An 18,500-nucleotide genomic window follows, 5' to 3' on the forward strand; every position below is an offset into this window, starting at 1 on the left:
TGACAACTGTGACAGCCGGAAACTCCCTTACAGTAGTGAAGTCCTGCGTGCTTGGGGGATAGTAAAGACGATAGTCAAGGACACTATGGGGGGCGCTGCTGTGGGTGTGAACGACAATGCAGCTGAGATTCAGCACCTGGAAGCGGTCCTGGAAGCGGCAATGACAGCTACTGCAGATATTGCGGTGATTACGGACGCAGCCCAGGCGATTATTTATGCGTCGGCCTCCTTTACTGCCATGACCGGCTACGGGCAGGCTGAATTGTTGGGGCGAAATTGCCGCTTCCTCCAGGGACCGGGGACGGACGCAGACACCGTCCGCGTCATGCGGGACGTCCTTACCTCGGAAGAATCCTTCGACGGGGAAATCCTCAACTACCGGAAGAATGGTTCACCATTCTGGACGGCACTGGAGATTATTCCAATGCGGGTGGGGACCAGAGACGCCGTCACGCACTACGTGAGCGTCCAACGCGACATCAGCAACCGGGTGGCTCTCCTGCAGCAGTTGCAGGTTCAGTCCGTTACCGATGCCGTCACGGGGCTTCCGAATCGGAAAGCCGCGGAGCGGGCTGTCGAGGCGGCCGTGGAGCGTGCGATCCGTCCCGACACCACCGTGGCCGTAGGACTCCTTGACCTTGATGATTTTCGCCTGGTCAATAATGCCTTCGGTCATGGCGCAGGCGATGACGTGTTGCGGCAGTGGGCAACACGCATACTCTCCTGCCTTCGGGAAGGCGACCTGCTGGCCCGGATGGGCGGAGACGAATTCCTACTGATCCTGAAAGATATTGACCGCGGCCGGGCCAACGACCACCTGATGGACGTCCTCGGCCGTATCGAAGAATCAGGTGACCAGCCCTATACGATTGGCGACCAGAGCGTCCGCGTCGGAATGAGCCTGGGAATTGCGCTTGTACCAGAGGACGGCACAGACAGCCGGAGCATTCTTCGCAGCGCCAATGAGGCCCTCCACAGCGCCAAGCAACGACACCTTGGGGGCCGCTGGTGGGAAACTGCCCAGAACGCGAGCGTCCAGCCGCAGGACAATCCCACCAATGGTGGCTCCGCACCAGCACGCGGAACACTGTCTTCCGACTACCGTGATGCGCTGAACAGCGGCGACATAGCGGTCCACTTCCAGCCAGTGGTCGATCTCCGTGATGGATCTGTCCACTTGTTCGAGGCACTGGCCCGCCTGTCACTCCCAGGGGGACGGATTGCCTATCCTGATGAGTTCCTGCCGCATTTCACATCGGAAGATCTCCTTGTGTTGTTCACTGGCGTCCTTGACCGTGCCCTGGCGACCCTAGCCGCCTGGGACCAGACGGGCAGCCGCCACGACGTCTCGGTCAACCTGCCACCGGCAGTCCTCACCAGTGGCTCACTATCCACGTTGGTCCAGACGTTGCTCCAGGCACACACCATCAGCCCCCAGCGCCTGGGACTGGAACTCCTGGAATCCCAGGACCTGCACCTGGAGGAACAGCGCACCACCCTGCGCAGCCTCATAGATGTGGGTGTCGGCCTTGCAATGGACGACCTTGGCTCTGGCTACAGCAGCCTGCAAAGGCTCTCCTCGTTCCCGTTCGGCGCCATAAAACTCGACCGCGGGCTGTTCCACCATGTCAGGGATCGCCCGGTGGAAACCCTCAGCATCATTGCCACGCTTATTCAGATGGGGCGGGACCTGCGCATGAACGTTGTTGTTGAAGGACTGGAAAACGAAAGCCTGGCCGAAGCCACCACTGTCCTCGGCGCATTCCTTGGCCAGGGCTACTACTTCGCCAAACCGATGCCAGCGCAGGATTGCCTTCGCTGGGCTCAATCATTCACCCTGCAAGAGCACCTCTCCCCGGTCAGGACACCGCTCGGAGCATTGGCCTATCACTGGCAGTTTGCCCGTCTGGCCGCACCGCACCCCCTGGACCTTGACCGCTGCCCCCTCACGCACTTCATCAACGGCGCCGCCTCTCCCGCCGAAGCCTCGGTGTGGCACGCACAGCAGCACAGGACACGCACTCCGGGTCCTTCCTCAAGCCAGTTCCTCATCGATTGGCTAACTCTTCAGATCCGCGAAAGTGAGCTCTAGAAGGCCCTAGGGCCGCCCTCGTGGGATACCTTATGAGGAGCAGCTGAATGGTTCAGCGTCGTGCTCGCGGGAGGGAGTGGTCGTGGATCCTGTCGCTGCGAACGGTGGAAAATCGAGCCTCGAAGTGAGCGAGGACGGGTATCTCAATCTGCGCTGGCTGCCCGGAGCGCATATTCAGGTCGAGGATGCACGGGCAGCGATGGCCGGAGTCAACCAGCTCTGCCAGGAGGAGCACCTCCCCATGCTTGTTGATATGGCCGCCGTCGGGTCAGTCAGCCGCGAGGCGCGAGCCATTTGGTCCATTCCCTGCGGCGCGTCCCGGATTGCCCTGCTCGGCAAGTCGCCTGTAGACCGCGTCCTGGCGAACTTCTTCCTTGGCGTCCACGTCCCGCCGTGCCCAACCCGCTTTTTCACTTCCCGTCCTGACGCCTTGGACTGGCTCCAAGCCAGCTCATGAGTCCGGAAAAGGGTTCTGAAGACCTGCGCCTGCAGCACTTGGTGGACGGAATTGTCCGGTTGGCTGCCGGTGACCTGGAAGCGCGTGTGGAACCATCTGAGAGGGGGGACGAAATTGACGCCGTCATCATCGGTGTCAATCTGCTCGCCGAGGAGCTTGACCACATCTACTCGGACCTGGAGCAGCGAGTTGCCGACAGGACTGCCATGCTGCGCCGGACGCAGGACGAGCTGGAGAGGATGGCCAAAATGGATGCCCTGACGGGCCTTGCGAACAGGACGCTTCTGAACGAACGGATCCAGGAAGCCACCGCGGCTAGCGTGGAGAGTGGTCTGGCGCCAGCCGCGCTGGTCTTGGACCTGGATTCTTTTAAGGCAATCAACGACACCCTGGGCCACGGTGCCGGTGATGCGGTACTGGTCGAAGTCGCCACCCGGCTCCGGGCAGCAGTCAGGGCCACCGATACGGTAGCGCGCCTGGGCGGCGATGAATTTGCCGTTGTCATCACGGAGGCAACGGATGAGGAAATCCTTGACATTGCCCACCGGGTCTCCGCCCACCTACAGGACAGTGTCCAGGTTGGCACCGAAACAGTCTGGGCCCGGGCCAGCATTGGGGTCTGTATTGGTACGCCAGGGTATCCGGCAGAGGCACTGATGCGCGATGCTGACATCGCGATGTACCAGGCGAAGATCCAGGGCCGCAATACCATCCAACTATTCCATCCGGACATGCTTGATGCCGTCCAGGAACGCTCACGCATCACCTCGGAGCTTAGGAGCGCGATCAACGGAGACGAGATGGCGCTGCTGTACCAGCCTGTGGTGGAACTGGCCTCGGGGCGGGTCACGGGACTAGAGGCGCTTGTCCGGTGGCACCACCCCAGCCGTGGAACCATCATGCCGGACAGTTTCATCCACATCGCCGAAGAATCGGGGCTGATCCTGGAGTTGGGCAGGTGGGTGCTGCATGAAGGCGTGGCTCAGCTCATGCGCTGGAACACCACAGCACCTGACCTGGCAGGCTTCCACCTGCACATCAATCTCTCGGCTGCCGAACTGTTGCGCAGCGACCTGCTGGCGGATATCCAAGACACGCTTAAAAGCCACGGAGTAGCTCCACAGCGCCTGGTGCTGGAGATCACCGAGACGGTGCTGATGTCCAGGGGCGCCCTTGAACAGCAGGTCCTGGGCAGCCTCCGAGATCTGGGGGTGGGATTGCAGATCGACGATTTTGGGACAGGCTATTCGTCCATCAGCTACCTCCGGACGCTTCCCGCTGACACGGTCAAGGTTGACCATTCGCTCATCCAGGACATGTGCTCGAATCCACAGCAGCAAGAGTTTGTTGCTGCCATTTTGCAGCTGATTTCCGCAGCCGGACTGACAGCAATAGTGGAGGGCATCGAAACACCCGAGCAAGCTGCCCAGTTGCAAGCAATGGGGTGCCTGTACGGGCAGGGCTACTACTTCGGTTATCCCCTGGTTGCGGACAAGGTCCTGGACCATATCCGCACGCCTGTGCCCCCTCGGTAGCATGAGGGAATGTCAAAGCGTTTGCAACGGATGCTACTTGTTCCATCAGTAATCCGGCTGGCCACCCGTGCCCCGCGGAACCCACACACGGCGTGGGAAGGCTACTGGCGTGGAATCGACGCCACCGGCCGTTCGGGAGACGTCCTGTGGGACTCTGGATCCAGGACGGAGCGTGACGCCTACGCAGAGGCCGTCGTCGCCCATTTTGATCCGACACTTCCGGTAGTTGACGTCGGCTGCGGCAACGGAACCCACAGCCGTTGGCTTGCGGCGCTGTTTCCCAGCGTGCTGGGTATTGATGTTTCCAGCGGCGCGGTGGAACGGGCAAATAGCGAGGCTGAGGGCCTAGCAAACGTTAACTTCATGGAGTTGGACGCCACCAAAGCCGGCGCTGGACAACAAATCCTAGAACGAACCGGACCTGCCAACATTTTTGTCCGCGGTGTCCTCCACATTCTTAAACCCGACAAACAGGCGTCTCTGGCCGCCAACCTCCGAACCGCCATTGGGGACCGGGGCCGGGTGTATCTCGCTGAGACCAACTTCCAGGGAAACAGCCTGGCCTACCTGCAGGAGCTGGGGGCTACACGGGGAAACATTCCCAGGCCCCTTCGGCGTGCCCTTGAAAATCTGCCACGCCCCGGGCATTTCGGCGCCGCGGAACTGCGTGCGGCCTTCCCTGCCGCAGAGTGGCGGATGGTTGCCGACGGACCCATCGCCATCAACGTGGTTCCAATGAACCCTGCTGGCCTCTCGCAGCAGGTCCCCGGGTATTTCGCCGTTCTGGCTGGGGAGGTTCGAGCACCGCGGCCTACGCTGGCCTAGACCTCGTCGGGCACGAACCGGTACCCCATGCCGGATTCGGTCATCAGGTAGCGCGGCTGCTTGGGGTCCGGCTCTATTTTTTTACGTAGCTGTGAGATGTACAGCCGCAGGTACCCGGAATCCGTTACGTGCTCGGACCCCCAGATATCCTGCAACAGGCTCCGTCGAGTGACGAGTTTGCCGGCGTTGCGCACCAGCAGCTCGAGCACTTGCCACTCCGTGGGCGTCAGGCGAATGATCTCGGACCCTTTGGCTGTCTTGCGACGCAGGCTTTTCGCCGCAAGGTCAATGGTGATGTCCGCCATGACCACCACAGGCTGTGACTCCTGGCTGGGGACCCGGCGCGTGAGGGCACGAAGCCGCGCCAGCAGCTCATCGATGGAGAACGGCTTGGTCACGTAGTCATCGGCGCCAGCGTCCAACGCCTCCACCTTGTCAGCTGCGCCGGTACGGCCGGACACCACCAGAATGGGCGCCTGTGTCCACCCCCGCAGGCCCTGGATCACGTCAATGCCGTCCAACTCCGGCATCCCCAGGTCCAGGACGTAAATGTCCGGATGATGCTCGATCCCCCTATTGATCGCTTCGGTGCCGTTGGCCGCCGTCACAATCTGGTACCCGCGGGCCGTCAGCGTCACCCGCAGGGCACGCAGGATCTGGGGGTCGTCGTCGGCGATGAGGATCTTCATGATTCCATTCGATCTATGGACGGTGTGGAGCCAGCAGGAGCCACCGGACCACGAGGCACGGCTGGCAGGGCAACCACCATGGTCAGTCCGCCGCCGGGGGTGTCCTCGGTCTCCAACGTGCCACCCATGCCCTCCGTGAAACCCTTGGACAGGGCCAGTCCCAGCCCCAGCCCGGTCAGGTTGTCAGTATCCCCAAGGCGCTGGAAAGGCACAAACACCTGGTCACGCCTGGCGGCGTCAATGCCAGGGCCGTGATCAATGATCCTGAACTGAACCTCGCTGGCAAACTGGCTAGTGGAGATCCGCACTTTCGTCCCTGCCGGGGCAAACCGCCGGGCGTTATCCAACAGGTTCACGATCACCCGTTGCAGGAGCCCGGGATCGGCCAGCAGGGGCGGCAAGTCCGGATCCAAGTCCAGCTCCACGGTGGCCGGGCCGAGCCCCAGCTCATCAAATGCCGGAAGGATTACATCTTCGGCATCAATGGGCCGCAGTGACACCGCCAACACGCCAGCCTGGAGCCGGCTGACATCCAGGAGGCTGGTCACCAGCGCAGAAAGCGTCTCGAGGCTCTCCTCTGCCGTAGCCAACAGCTCCCTGTTGTCCTCAGCGGACAGGCCGGACCCTGCAGACCGGATGCCGCTCACGGCGGCCGTTGCGGCAGCCAAGGGCCGGCGCAGGTCATGGCTCACGGCCGAAAGCAACGCACTGCGGACCCGGTCCGTTTCAGCCAGCGGCGCGAATTCCCTGGCTGTCTCGGCCAGATCGGAATTCTCCAGTGCCGCCTCCAGCTGGGTGGCTATGACGCTGAGGAGGCGTCGTCCGGACGCGGCCAGTTCAACCCCATACAACTCAAGGACCCCCCTCTCCCCCACAGCAACAGTGCTACTGGGCTGGCCTGCGTCGTCCGGGAGCGTTCCGTCCCTGCTAAGCGTGCGGCCTTCCACCAACAGGCGGGCGCCCGTAAGGCCGAAGGCTTCACGCGTTTGGCCCACCAGGGCATCCAGGGCTCCCTGACCCCGCAGGACACTACCCGAGACACTGGCAAGCAGTTCGGACTCAGCGGTGGCCCGGGCAGCAGCCCGGGTGCGCCGCGCCGCCTGATCCACCACATAGCTGACCAGGACGGCATTGATGACGTACAGCACCAGGGCCAGCAAGTGGAAGGGTTCGGCCACTGTGACCGTATGGAGCGGGTCCACAAAAAAATAGTCGAGGGTGAGCCCGGAGAGAAGTGCGGCGAAAAGTGCCGGCCAGATCCCCCCCACGAGAGCCACGACAACCACCACCAGCTGGTAGGAAAGCACATCACTGGTGATGGACTCTTCGCTGCGCAACGCTGTCAACAGCAGGGTCATCAGCGGCCCTATCACCAAGGCCAGGAGGAACCCCGCCATGCGGCGCCGGAAAGTCAGCGCACCGCCCACCTTTGGCAGGGTGAACCTGCCACCGGCCGATTCGTGATTAACAATGTGTACGTCGATGGCACCGGCTTCGCGGGTCACCGTGGAACCAATGCCAGGTCCGCTCAGTGCCGCCGCAATCCTGCCGCGGCGGCTCACGCCAATGACCAACTGCGTGGCATTAACGCTGCGGGCAAAATCCACCAGCGCATGTGGCACGTTTTCACCCACCACCTGGTGGTAGGTGCCACCGAGTTTCTCCACCAGGGCGCGCTGCTGGGCAAGGGCTCCGGGATGGTCAGATCGCAACCCCTCCTGGCTGCTGACGTGCACTGCCAGGAGTTCACCACCGGAACGTGCCGTGATTCGGGCGCCGCGGCGCAGCAGGGTGTCCCCTTCGGGGCCCCCGGTCAGTGTGACCACCACCCGTTCACGGGCCTCCCAGGTGCTGTCGATCCCGTGCTGCGCCCGGTAGGACTTGAGCGCACTGTCCACCTCATCGGCCAGCCACAGCAGGGCAAGTTCGCGTAACGCCGTCAGGTTGCCCAGCCGGAAGTAGTTGGACAGCGCCGCGTCAATCCGTTCTGCCGGATAGACGCGACCGTCGGCGAGCCGGTCCCTGAGTGCTTGCGGGTCCAGGTCGATGACCTCGATCTGGTCCGCTGACCGCAATGCCGCGTCCGGAACAGTCTCACGCTGCGGGGCCCCGGTGATCTGTTCCACGACGTCATTGAGCGACTCAATGTGCTGGATGTTGACGGTGGAGATCACGTTGATGCCGGCGTCGAGCAGCGCCGCAACGTCCTGCCACCGCTTGTCATTGGCGCTACCCGGGGCATTGGTGTGTGCAAGTTCGTCCACCAGTGCAATGTCCGGCTGCCGGGCAATCACCGCGTCCAGGTCCATCTCCGTCAGCGTGACCCCCCGGTGGCTGATGGTCTGCCGGGGCAGGGTTTCCAGGCCCTCGGCCATGCTCACGGTGGCGCTGCGGCCGTGGGTTTCGACGACGGCCACCACCACATCGCGCCCCTCCTCCAGGAGTCGCTTGCCCTCCTCGAGCATGGCGTAGGTTTTGCCGACGCCGGGCGCCGCTCCCAACAGCACCCGGAGTCGTCCTCGCTGCATGGCCTAGCCTTCCGTTGCATCCAGATCAAGATTGAGCTGCAGGACGTTGACGCTCGGTTCACCCAGGAATCCAAGGTCACGCTGCTGCAGTACTGACTTGACCATATCCTCCACAGTGGATTCCGGCAGCGAGCGTTCCCTGGCAACACGGGGAACCTGCAGCATGGCGTAGGCCTCGCTGATGTGTGGGTCAAGCCCGGACGCAGAGGCCGTCAGGGCATCCGCCGGGATAGTTGCCGGATCCACCTGCTCAAAATCTGCGATGGCGGCTTTCCGCCCTTCGATCGCGGAGATCAGGTCCGTGTTCTCCGGGCCGTAGTTGGAACCGGTGGAGGCACCGCCGTCGTATCCGTCCCCAGCCGCAGAGGGCCGCGGCTGGAAATAGGTGGCCAGCGGGGCACCGTCCGCGCTGGTGAACGGCTGCGCGATCAGCGCCGAACCCAGCACGGCGCCGTTGTGGGTCACCGTGGAGCCGTTGGCCTGGGCGGGCAGCGCGAGCTGGCCAATTCCCAGGACCACCAGCGGGTACACGACGCCCAGTGCCACTGTGAAGACCAGCATGGCCCGCAGTCCGGTCCAGGCTGCCCGGACCCCTGAAGATGTTGTACGCATGAAAATTCAGCTTTCTCTCAAAAAGGGGTGGTCAGAAACCGGGGATCAGGCGGATGAGCAGGTCCAGCAGCCAGATGCCGATGAACGGCACCACCACGCCACCAAGGCCGTACACCAGGAGGTTGCGCCCGAGGACCTTGTCAGCGCCGAGCGGGCGGTACTTGACGCCCTTCAGCGCCAGCGGGATCAGGAATACGATCACAATCGCGTTGAAGATGATCGCGGACAATACTGCCGATGCCGGTGAGTGCAAACCCATGATGTTCAGGACACCCAGCCCAGGGAAGACACCGGCGAACATGGCCGGGATGATGGCGAAGTACTTGGCAATGTCATTTGCAATGGAGAACGTCGTCAGGGCGCCGCGGGTGATCAGCAACTGTTTGCCGATCCGCACAATGTCGATCAGCTTGGTGGGATCCGAGTCAAGGTCAACCATGTTACCGGCCTCCTTGGCCGCGGATGTGCCGGTATTCATGGCCACGCCCACGTCTGCCTGGGCCAGCGCAGGGGCGTCATTGGTGCCGTCACCCGTCATGGCCACCAGGCGCCCACCTGACTGTTCCTTGCGGATCAGTGCCATCTTGTCCTCAGGGGTCGCCTCCGCCAGGAAGTCGTCCACCCCGGCCTCAGCAGCAATGGCCTTGGCTGTGAGCGGGTTGTCGCCGGTGATCATCACCGTACGGATACCCATGGAGCGCAGCTCGGCGAACCGCTCCCGGAGACCGTCCTTGACCACATCCTTGAGATGCACGACGCCGAGAACCCGGGCACCGCCATCGGTCTCCGCCGTAGCAACCACCAGCGGCGTCCCACCCCCCTGGGACACCTCTGTGACCTGAGCCTGAAGCGCAGCAGCTATCTGTGCAGGAATGGGGGTCATTGATTCCACCCATGCGGTAACGGCGGAACCAGCACCCTTGCGCAGCAGGGTGCCATCGGGCAGGTCCAGGCCACTCATGCGGGTCTGTGCCGTAAACGGGACAATCTCGCCCGTTGGACTGCCGCTGACATCGGTGCCGAGGGTGCGGGCAAGGTCGACAATGGATTTGCCCTCTGGTGTGGGGTCCGCGAGGGATGCCCGGGCAGCAACGGCCACTAGGTCCTGCTCCGCCACACCGGGCACCGGCAGGAATGCCGACGCCATGCGGTTCCCGTAGGTGATGGTGCCAGTCTTGTCGAGCAGAAGGGTAGTGACGTCACCAGCCGCCTCTACAGCGCGCCCCGACATGGCCAGTACATTGTGCTGGACCAGCCGGTCCATGCCGGCAATGCCGATCGCGGAGAGCAGCGCACCAATGGTGGTGGGAATGAGGCAGACCAGCAGCGCAACGAGCACAGGAACGCTGGCTTGGGCATTGACATAGGAAGCGATCGGGTTGATGGTCAGCGTTACCACCACGAAGACAATGGACAGGCTGGCCAGCAGCACGTTCAGCGCGATCTCGTTGGGTGTTTTCTGCCGCGCGGCGCCTTCCACCAGGCCAATCATTCGGTCCACGAAGGTCTCGCCAGGCTTGGACGTGATGCGGACAATAATCCGGTCCGAGAGGACACGGGTACCACCTGTCACCGCGCTCCTGTCACCACCGGATTCGCGGACCACCGGTGCGGATTCGCCGGTAATGGCGGATTCGTCAATGGAGGCGATACCCCACACGATGTCCCCGTCTCCTGGGACCAGTTCGCCGGCAGTGACCACTACTGTGTCCCCCAGTGTCAGCTCCGACGACGGCGTCTGGACCAATGCGGCCCGCTCGGCGGCGGGATCTGCGGCGTCGTCGTACGCGCTCACCACGTGGGCGGGAGTACTGGTGCGGGTTTTTCGTAGACTGTCTGCCTGTGCTTTGCCGCGGCCCTCGGCGACAGATTCGGCGAGGTTGGCGAAGAGTACCGTGAGCCACAGCCACACGGCGATGGCGCCCGTGAAAGAGCCAGGAATTGCGGATCCGCCGGACGGCTGCGGTCCACCAAGGAAGGGTTCGGCAATGGCAATGGCGGTGGTCAGCGCGGCGCCAACCTCCACAATGAACATGACGGGGTTGCGCCACATGAGGCGCGGATCCAGCTTGCGCAGGGCCCCGGGGACGGCTTGGACCAGTGCTGCCGCGGTAATGGCCGAGGAACGCCTGGCCGTGGTGCTGCCAGAACCGGCAGGTTCACCCGGGGTGCCGCCGGCGTCGGGCGTGGTGGGGATCTGTGTTGTGGACGTTGACATGGTCTAGAGAAGCCCTTCTGCGAGGGGTCCGAGTGTGAGGACGGGGAAGTAGGTCAGGGCTGTGACAATCAGCGTCACACCCACCAGAAGCCCCACAAACAGGGGCTTATGAGTGCGCAGGGTGCCGGCGGTTTCCGGAATTTTCTCCTGCGCGGCGAGGGAACCTGCCAGGGCCAAGACCAACGCAATGGGGATGAACCGGCCCAGCAGCATGGCCACACCCAGCGCGGTGTTCAGCCACGGCGTATTGGCGGTGAGCCCGGCGAAGGCGGATCCATTGTTGTTGGCGGCCGAGGTGAAGGCATACAGGACCTCGGAGAGACCGTGGTTTCCGGGATTCCAGATGGACGTTCCCGTGACACTCTCCGCGAGCGCCGGGATGGCAAAACTCAGTGCCGTGCCGCCGAGGATCAGGACAGGGACCACCAGGATGTAGAGGCTGGCTAGCTTGATTTCGCGAGGATTGATCTTCTTGCCGAGATATTCGGGCGTGCGTCCCACCAGCAGGCCCGCTACGAAGACGGCAATGATGGCCAGGACCAGCATGCCGTACAGGCCAGAACCCACACCGCCGGGAGCAACCTCGCCCAACATCATGTTGAGCATGGGCAGCATGCCGCCCAGTGCCGTATAGGAATCGTGCATCGAGTTCACGGCACCGGTTGAGGTAAGGGTACTGGTGGTGCCGAACAGGGTGGAACCCAGGATTCCGAAGCGCTGTTCCTTGCCTTCCATGGCGCCGCCGGCGAGCGCTGTTGCCGTGCCATTTCCAGCCAGTTCCAGCCCGGAGAGGATCAGGAGGGAGGCGACGTAGAACGTGGCCATCACGGCGGCTATCGCATAGCCCTGCTTTTTGTCACCCACCATCCTGCCGAAGGTTCGGGGGAGGGAGAATGGGATCATCAGCATCAGGACAACCTGGAAGAAGCTGGTCCAGGCCGTGGGGTTTTCAAAGGGGTGGGATGAGTTGGTGTTGAAAAATCCGCCTCCATTGGTACCCAGCAGCTTGATGGCTTCCTGCGATGCGACAGGGCCTCCGGGCAGGGTCTGGGTCCCCCCGGAGAGCGTGGTGACCTCCGTGAAGCCGTTCAGGTTCTGGATCACGCCACCGGCAAGGAGGACGACGGCGGACACCAGCGCCACAGGCAGGAGGAGCCGGAGGGTTCCCCGGGTAAGGTCAACCCAGAAGTTGCCGATGGTCCCAGACCCCTTGCGGGCAAACCCCCGGATCAGGGCGACGGCGACAGCGATGCCCACGGCGGCAGAAACGAAGTTCTGCACCGCCAGGCCCGCAAGCTGGACCGTGTAGCCCAGCGTGAGTTCGGGAGAATAGGACTGCCAGTTGGTGTTGGTGACAAAGGAAACGGCTGTATTAAACGCCAGCCCCTCCGGAACAGCGGGCAGGCCCAGGGAGTAGGGCAGCACGCTCTGGAAACGCTGCAGGACGTAGACCAGCAGCACACCCATGGCGGAGAACCAGAGCACACTGCGAAGGTAGGCGCGCCAGGACTGCTCCGTGTCTTCTGCGACGCCGGTCAGCCGGTAGAAGAGCCGCTCCACCCGCAGGTGGGTGGTGGCGGTGTAGATCCGGGCCATATAGTCGCCCAGTGGACGGTAGAGCACCACCAGGATGAGCGCCAGGAGGAGGAACTGAAGAATGCCGAAAAAGATCTCCATGTCAGAAGCGCTCCGGTTTCACCAGGGCGTACACGAGGTAGCCGATGGCGGCAATCCCCAGTATCGCGGCCACTGCAGAAAAGACGATCACAGCTTTTCCACCCCTTTGGCCACGAGACCGACCACCACAAAAAGTGTGATGCCGGTGAGGACGTAGACGACGTCTAGCACGATTGGCTCCTTCAAATCTTTTGGCGCATCCTGGCCGAATGCGGCGCCCGTTCCGGGGCGGCCTCTTGATTAGATACCCGGAATCAGGGTGCCGGCCGCTGTCCTAACGGAATCCAAACGGCCCTTGCCCCAATCCTCACGGGAGGCATGCAAAAAACTGTTCACGCCGCCGTCGGGCGTTCCCACTAGGCTGTGAACATGAGTACTCAAGCCGTGGACAGCGAATACGATGTGGTGGTTATTGGCGCCGGTGCAGTGGGTGAAAACGTGGCCGCGCGGGTGATCGAAGGCGGCCTTACCGCTGTGCTGATCGAAGCCGAACTGGTGGGTGGTGAATGCTCCTATTGGGCCTGCATGCCATCCAAGGCCCTGCTCCGGCCGGGTACCGCACTCCATGGGGCACAGGGTGTTCCGGGGGCGGCAGAAGCTGTGACCCGCACCCTGGATGTTGCGGCCGTGCTGAAACGCCGGGATTCATTCACCTCCAACTGGCAGGACAGCGGTCAGGTGGACTGGGTTGAAAACACAGGCATCGCCCTAATCCGCGGCCATGCCTGGCTGACCGGAGCCAAGACCGTCGAGGTCGCGGGGCTCGACGGTCGGACGTACACCGTCACTGCACGGTCCGCAGTGGTGCTGGCCACAGGCTCCACGCCCACAATGCCGCCGCTGGAGGGGCTCTCGGACCTTGACGTGTGGGGCACCCGCGAGGCCACCTCAGCCCAGGAGATTCCGAAGCGCCTAGCCGTGGTTGGCGGTGGTGTTGCAGGATCCGAACTGGCACAGGCTTTTGCCCGGCTGGGCTCCAGGGTCACCCTCGTGGCCCGCGGCGGCCTGCTGGGCAGCTTCGCCACTGAGGCATCCGCCCTGGTGGCTGCGGGGCTGAAGGCTGACGGCGTTGACCTGCGGCTCAATACCGAGATCACCCACATTGCCCAGAATGACGACTCCAGCTTTACCCTGACCCTGGGATCCGGCGCCGAGATCCAGGCGGACAAGGTGCTGGTGTCCACCGGGCGCCACCCAGCTTTGGAAGGCCTGGGCCTGGAGCAGTTGGGACTTGGCGGCGAGGGCAGCACGTTGTCATTGGCCACGGATTCCACCGGCCTGGTGCAGGGCACTGCTGCTGCGGATGGTCCCTGGCTCTACGCCGTGGGTGACGCTGCGGGGAAGGTCATGCTCACCCACCAGGGCAAATATGAGGCGCGTGCCACGGGGTCCGCCATCGCAGCCCGGGCCAAGGGCACACTGTCGGGCGAACCTGAGCCGTGGAGCCGTGCAGCACAAAGTGCCAACGACCACGCTGTCCCGAGCGTGGTGTTCACTGATCCTGAGCTGGCCTCCGTGGGCCTGAGCGTGGCCACAGCCCAGGAGCGGGGCCTCAATGTTTCCAGCGTTGAGCTGCCCATTGCCGTGGCCGGATCCTCGCTGCATGCTGACAATTATCAGGGCTGGGCGCAGCTTGTGGTCGATGAGGACCGCCAGGTGGTGGTGGGCGCCACGTTCGCTGGACCCGATGTGGCAGAACTCCTGCACGCAGCCACCATTGCCATTGTGGGAGAGGTACCCATGGAGCGGCTCTGGCACGCCGTTCCGTCCTACCCCACCGTCAGCGAGGTCTGGTTGCGGTTGCTGGAGAAGTACGGCCTGTAGGAGACATCGGCACTGGTGCCCTTCTTTCTATTTGAACTGACCGGTCAGTTTGATTAGGATGGGGGGAGATTGATACCCCGAAAGGTCACCAGTGCTCCTCACCACCTCGCTCCACGTCAAGGGCAGACGCGACGATCTCCTGCCGCCCACCACCCTCTCCGTTGCCCGCGGCGAGCTTCTCTTGGCCACCGGGAGTGGCCAGGACCAGCGCACAGCCCTGGCCCTGGCCCTGAGCGGGCGGATGAAGCCCACCTCTGGCTCCATCAGCTGGGATGGACACAGCGAGGTCCGGAAGATCCGCGGCGCGGCAGGCCTGGTGGATTCCCCAAGGGTCAACGAACCCGAACAGCACCTCAGCGTCCGGGACCTCGTCACCGAGGACCTGGCACTGATTCCCCGCAGGTTCCGTGGCGCACTGGTCAGCAAGCCGTGGCTCAAAGTCAACAACTTCGAGGACATCGCAGACCTGTGGGTAGAGCAATTACCGGCGGCCCGCCGCACCGAGCTCCTGACAACACTGGCCCTGGCAAATCCCGGAACCGACCTGCTGGTCCTTGACTCCCCTGACAGGCATAGCGCGGGTTCTGCCGAATGGCTGCCGCAGTTACAGGCCTTGGCGGCGCAGTCAGGACGCAAACTGGCAGTCGTTGCAGTCGTCACGGCCGTCCCCGACGACTGGGACGGGCCCACCGTGGATGTTGGCAACGCCGCAAGCCCAGACGAAAGGGACACACACGGTGGCCCGGCAAAAACAGCAGACATCATGACCCCGGATCCGGCGCAACACCACCGGCACCGGAGCGAGGAAGAAAAGTGACAGTCCTACGATTGGCCCGCTCAGAACTCAAGCGGATGACGGGCGGAATCCTGCCCAAGCTCACCATTGTGGCGCTGACAATGGTTCCGCTGCTCTACGGCGCCGTCTACCTCTACGCCAACTGGGATCCTTACGGAAATCTGGACAAGATTGACGCCGCGCTGGTGGTCCAGGATGCCGGGGCCACTGCCGCCGACGGCACCGAACTGCGGGCCGGGCAGACCGTAGCCGACAACCTGGTGGATGGGCACGCATTCAACTGGAAAGTTGTGTCCACACCCGAGGAAGCCGATCAGGGCGTCAGCAATGGCACCTATGCCTTTGCCCTGGAGATCCCGCAGAACTTCTCCACCAATCTGGTCTCGCCCGGCAGCTTCGACTCCGCAGAGCAGGCCATCCTTGACGTCACCACCAACGACGCAAACAACTATCTCCTGAGCACCATTGTGGACAAACTGACCACCTCGGTCCACGAAACCGTAGCCAGGGAAGTGGGTGAGGAAACGGCGAACCAGCTCCTCACCGGGTACGGCACCATTCACACCCAGATGCTCAAGGCAGCCGACGGCGCCGGTCAGCTTGCCGACGGAGTAGCCACCCTCCGTGATGGCAGTACCTCCCTGCACAGCGGAACGGATGAACTCGCGGGCGCAACGAACCAGCTCTATTCCGGTCAGGTCCAGCTCCGCGACGGCGCCAATCAACTCACCTCGGGAGCAAGCGACCTCAGTAGCGGGTTGAATCAGCTCAAGGACAAAACGGCGGGCCTGCCGGCAGATTCAGCCGCACTGGCCGCCGGTGCAGCCCAGGTTGCAGCCGGTAATGCCCAGCTCAACACAAAGGTCCAGGACGCCGTAACGCAGCTTGACGCAGCAGATCAAGCACTAAAAACGCAGTTCGCCACATCCACGGCCAGGCTTGTCACCGACCAGGTCATCACCCAGGAGCAAGCGGACAAACTCCTGGCCGACGTTGATGCAGCGGCCGCTTCCAGCCCCGTCATCGCCGCGAAATCGAAGCTTTCCACCGATACCGCTCTTATAGCGCAGCTCGCCGACGGGGCCCAAAGCGTGAGCGATGGCGCGGCCACACTGGCCGCGTCCACGCCAGCACTGTCTAGTGCGATTGGCCAGGCCTCCACCGGAGCTGACCAGCTGCATACCGGAGCCGCAACCCTGGCGGCCGGTGAGCAGACCGCCGTCGATGGTGCCGGACAGCTGACAACAGGTGCCGCCACCCTCAACGACGGCGCTGCCCAACTGGAAAGTGGCGCTGTCAGCGCAGCCGACGGCTCGCGGAGCCTGTCCGACCAGATTTCCGCTGGCGCAGGGCAGGTCCCCAATCCTGATGACCAGCAGAAATCCAGCCTGTCCTCGGTGATCGCCGATCCCGTCTCGGTGAGCAAGGTATCCCAGGCGAAAGCCGGCTCCTACGGCGCCGGACTGGCCCCGTTCTTCATGACGCTGGCGCTGTGGATTGGCGTGTTCATGCTGGTCCAGGCCATGCGGCCCATCACCCAGCGGGCCCTGGCATCCAACGCACCGTCCTGGAAGATAGCTGTTGGCGGCTGGCTTCCCTTTCTCACCGTCGCGGTAGTCCAGGCCACCCTTCTGACTCTGGTGGTGGACCTGGCCCTGGGACTTAATCCAGCACATCCCTTCCTGATGTGGCTGTTCATGCTGGCAGCGGCAATGGCCTTCACTGCCCTGATCCAGGGGATCGTTGCGCTGCTCGGGACGCCAGGAAAGTTTGTGGTGCTGATCCTGCTGGTCCTGCAACTGGTCTCATCCGGCGGTACTTTCCCGTGGCAGACCACCCCAGAGCCACTCCATGTTGTCCACGAGATCATGCCCATGGGTTACGTGGTCACGGGGATGCGGCACCTGATCTACGGTGGCGACCTGTCCATGATTGTGCCCACGGTGCTGGGACTCATCGGCTACACCCTCCTGGGCGCGGCGCTGTCGACCCTGGCAGTGCACAAACACAAGTTCTGGACCCTGAAAACCCTGAAGCCGGAGATCGCCGTATGAGCACCCAGCCAGACCCGGACAAAAAGCTGCGCCCTGCCAGGACCAGCGCAACCCGGCAGAAACTGTTTGAGGCCTCCATGGTTCTGATCGGAGAACGTGGCGCCTCCGAGGTAACAGTGGATGAAATTGCCGCGGCCGCCGGGGTCTCCAAGGGAACCGTCTATTACAACTTCGGAAGTAAATCCGATCTGATCGCGGAGTTGCTCCGTCATGGCGTGGACATCCTGCTGGCGCGGCTCCTGAGCGTCCCGCAAACCGATGCCCAGGGTGGGGCGCAGGATCCGCTGGACGTCATGCGCGATGTCATTGCCCAGGCCATGGACTTCATGAGCGAGTACCCATCCTTTGCCCGCCTGTGGGTCAGCGAGAACTGGCGGACACCCAGTGTCTGGCAGGACACGTTTGCTGAGCTACGCAGCATTCTGCTGGACGTAATCGATGCCAATGTCCAACGGGTCGCGGCAACCTACCCCGTGGACCCCTCGGTGTCCCGGGGGAGCCTTGTCACTGCGATTTTTGGGGCATGCTTTGTTGTGGGGCTGGACCGCCAGACCTACCATCCTGAACGATCCCGTGACCAAAGTGTTGCAGCAATCATGGCGATCATGCGCGGATACGTCCAGAAGGAGCCGTCCCATCAGGGATGATTGAACCCATGGGTCCGAGCGCAAAACTTGCTGTCATTGCAACGATTGTTGCCGCAGGTTTACTGGTCCTTACGGGCCTGACGCTGGCCATGCCCGTCTTCTTGGCCTTTGTGGGCGTCCTTGCCCTGGCCTATCTTGCCTGCGTACTGGAACTGGTTCTGCGACGCAGGCACGTGGTCCTGATCATCGGTGGTCTGGCCACGAGTGTTGCCCTGGCCTGCAGCCTCGCCTTCCTTGGCACGTGGGGCCTGGCCTCGGACGACACCAGGTCAGTGTTCCGCACGCCGCTGCCCACAACCAACACTGACAACTACTTCTACGGTGCGGGCCTGGCGCTGGTTTTTGCCCTGCTCGTCCTGTTTGTTGGTGCTATCTGGCGTGCGCCCAGGCGGCGGGCCCAAAAGGGGCCCCAGCGCAGGTCACGTCAGGCCGCGACCCGAGCCACGACAGCCCGGACGGCCGCGACCCGCCCAGCTACAAACCGGCCAGCTACAAACCGGCCAGCTCCATCCCAGCCCAGGAGGGCACAGCCCCGGCGCTGACCGG

Annotated in this window: 15 protein-coding genes; 9 read left to right on the plus strand and 6 right to left on the minus strand. The window is 63.1% G+C overall.

What is annotated here, in order from left to right:
• Window positions 1–106: 106 nt before the first annotated feature.
• The 4 genes from QMG79_RS08000 to QMG79_RS08015 all read left to right on the plus strand — a co-directional run bounded on the left by QMG79_RS08000 (window position 107) and on the right by QMG79_RS08015 (window position 4,909).
• Window positions 107–2,092, plus strand: a complete 1,986-nt coding sequence (locus tag QMG79_RS08000; RefSeq protein WP_283538073.1) for a putative bifunctional diguanylate cyclase/phosphodiesterase — start codon at window positions 107–109, stop codon at window positions 2,090–2,092.
• Between the two features lie 82 nt (window positions 2,093–2,174).
• Entirely contained in the window at window positions 2,175–2,549 is a 375-nt protein-coding gene (locus QMG79_RS08005; RefSeq protein WP_283538074.1) for a DUF7793 family protein, read from the plus strand.
• On the plus strand, window positions 2,546–4,084 hold the full coding sequence (locus QMG79_RS08010) for a putative bifunctional diguanylate cyclase/phosphodiesterase (RefSeq protein ID WP_283538075.1): 1,539 nt from the start codon (window positions 2,546–2,548) through the stop codon (window positions 4,082–4,084). Before QMG79_RS08005 ends, QMG79_RS08010 begins: the two co-directional genes overlap by 4 nt.
• 9 nt (window positions 4,085–4,093) lie before the next feature.
• Window positions 4,094–4,909: a class I SAM-dependent methyltransferase gene (locus QMG79_RS08015; RefSeq protein ID WP_283538076.1), complete on the plus strand. Its 816-nt coding sequence runs from the start codon at window positions 4,094–4,096 to the stop codon at window positions 4,907–4,909.
• Here QMG79_RS08015 and QMG79_RS08020 read toward each other — a convergent pair.
• From QMG79_RS08020 to QMG79_RS08045, 6 genes are read right to left on the minus strand one after another with little or no spacing between them, the layout of a single operon-like run.
• Window positions 4,906–5,598 (minus strand): response regulator, encoded by a 693-nt coding sequence (locus QMG79_RS08020; protein ID WP_283538077.1) that lies wholly within the window; start codon window positions 5,596–5,598, stop codon window positions 4,906–4,908. The genes QMG79_RS08015 and QMG79_RS08020 overlap by 4 nt on opposite strands.
• Window positions 5,595–8,126 carry a sensor histidine kinase gene (locus QMG79_RS08025; protein ID WP_283538078.1) on the minus strand — a complete coding sequence of 844 codons (2,532 nt, stop codon included), beginning with the start codon at window positions 8,124–8,126 and terminating at the stop codon, window positions 5,595–5,597. Before QMG79_RS08025 ends, QMG79_RS08020 begins: the two co-directional genes overlap by 4 nt.
• A gap of 3 nt (window positions 8,127–8,129) precedes the next feature.
• A complete protein-coding gene (kdpC, locus tag QMG79_RS08030; protein WP_283538079.1) occupies window positions 8,130–8,738 on the minus strand; it encodes a potassium-transporting ATPase subunit KdpC in 609 nt (202 codons plus the stop codon).
• 31 nt (window positions 8,739–8,769) lie between these two features.
• Window positions 8,770–10,956 (minus strand): potassium-transporting ATPase subunit KdpB, encoded by a 2,187-nt coding sequence (gene kdpB / locus QMG79_RS08035; protein WP_283538080.1) that lies wholly within the window; start codon window positions 10,954–10,956, stop codon window positions 8,770–8,772.
• A 3-nt stretch (window positions 10,957–10,959) separates the two neighbouring features.
• Window positions 10,960–12,633, minus strand: coding sequence for a potassium-transporting ATPase subunit KdpA (gene kdpA, locus QMG79_RS08040; RefSeq protein WP_283538081.1), 1,674 nt, complete (start codon window positions 12,631–12,633; stop codon window positions 10,960–10,962).
• Between the two features lies 1 nt (window position 12,634).
• Window positions 12,635–12,724, minus strand: coding sequence for a potassium-transporting ATPase subunit F (locus QMG79_RS08045; protein WP_283538082.1), 90 nt, complete (start codon window positions 12,722–12,724; stop codon window positions 12,635–12,637).
• Between the two features lie 278 nt (window positions 12,725–13,002).
• Between QMG79_RS08045 and QMG79_RS08050 the strand changes: the two genes are divergently transcribed.
• The 5 genes from QMG79_RS08050 (at window position 13,003) to QMG79_RS08070 (ending at window position 18,496) form a co-directional block, all read left to right on the plus strand.
• On the plus strand, window positions 13,003–14,457 hold the full coding sequence (locus QMG79_RS08050; RefSeq protein WP_283538083.1) for a dihydrolipoyl dehydrogenase family protein: 1,455 nt from the start codon (window positions 13,003–13,005) through the stop codon (window positions 14,455–14,457).
• Window positions 14,458–14,548: 91 nt separating this feature from the next.
• Window positions 14,549–15,274 (plus strand): sugar ABC transporter ATP-binding protein, encoded by a 726-nt coding sequence (locus tag QMG79_RS08055; protein WP_283538084.1) that lies wholly within the window; start codon window positions 14,549–14,551, stop codon window positions 15,272–15,274.
• Window positions 15,271–17,307: a YhgE/Pip domain-containing protein gene (locus QMG79_RS08060; protein WP_283538085.1), complete on the plus strand. Its 2,037-nt coding sequence runs from the start codon at window positions 15,271–15,273 to the stop codon at window positions 17,305–17,307. The genes QMG79_RS08055 and QMG79_RS08060 overlap by 4 nt, the downstream gene beginning before the upstream one ends.
• Complete coding sequence (locus tag QMG79_RS08065) at window positions 17,304–17,954, plus strand: TetR/AcrR family transcriptional regulator (RefSeq protein ID WP_283538086.1); 651 nt, start codon at window positions 17,304–17,306, stop codon at window positions 17,952–17,954. The genes QMG79_RS08060 and QMG79_RS08065 overlap by 4 nt, the downstream gene beginning before the upstream one ends.
• Window positions 17,951–18,496, plus strand: coding sequence for a hypothetical protein (locus QMG79_RS08070; protein WP_283538087.1), 546 nt, complete (start codon window positions 17,951–17,953; stop codon window positions 18,494–18,496). Before QMG79_RS08065 ends, QMG79_RS08070 begins: the two co-directional genes overlap by 4 nt.
• Window positions 18,497–18,500: the final 4 nt, after the last annotated feature.

It is taken from the genome of Pseudarthrobacter sp. PS3-L1, from assembly GCF_030063285.1.
In the GTDB taxonomy this organism is placed as follows: domain Bacteria; phylum Actinomycetota; class Actinomycetes; order Actinomycetales; family Micrococcaceae; genus Arthrobacter.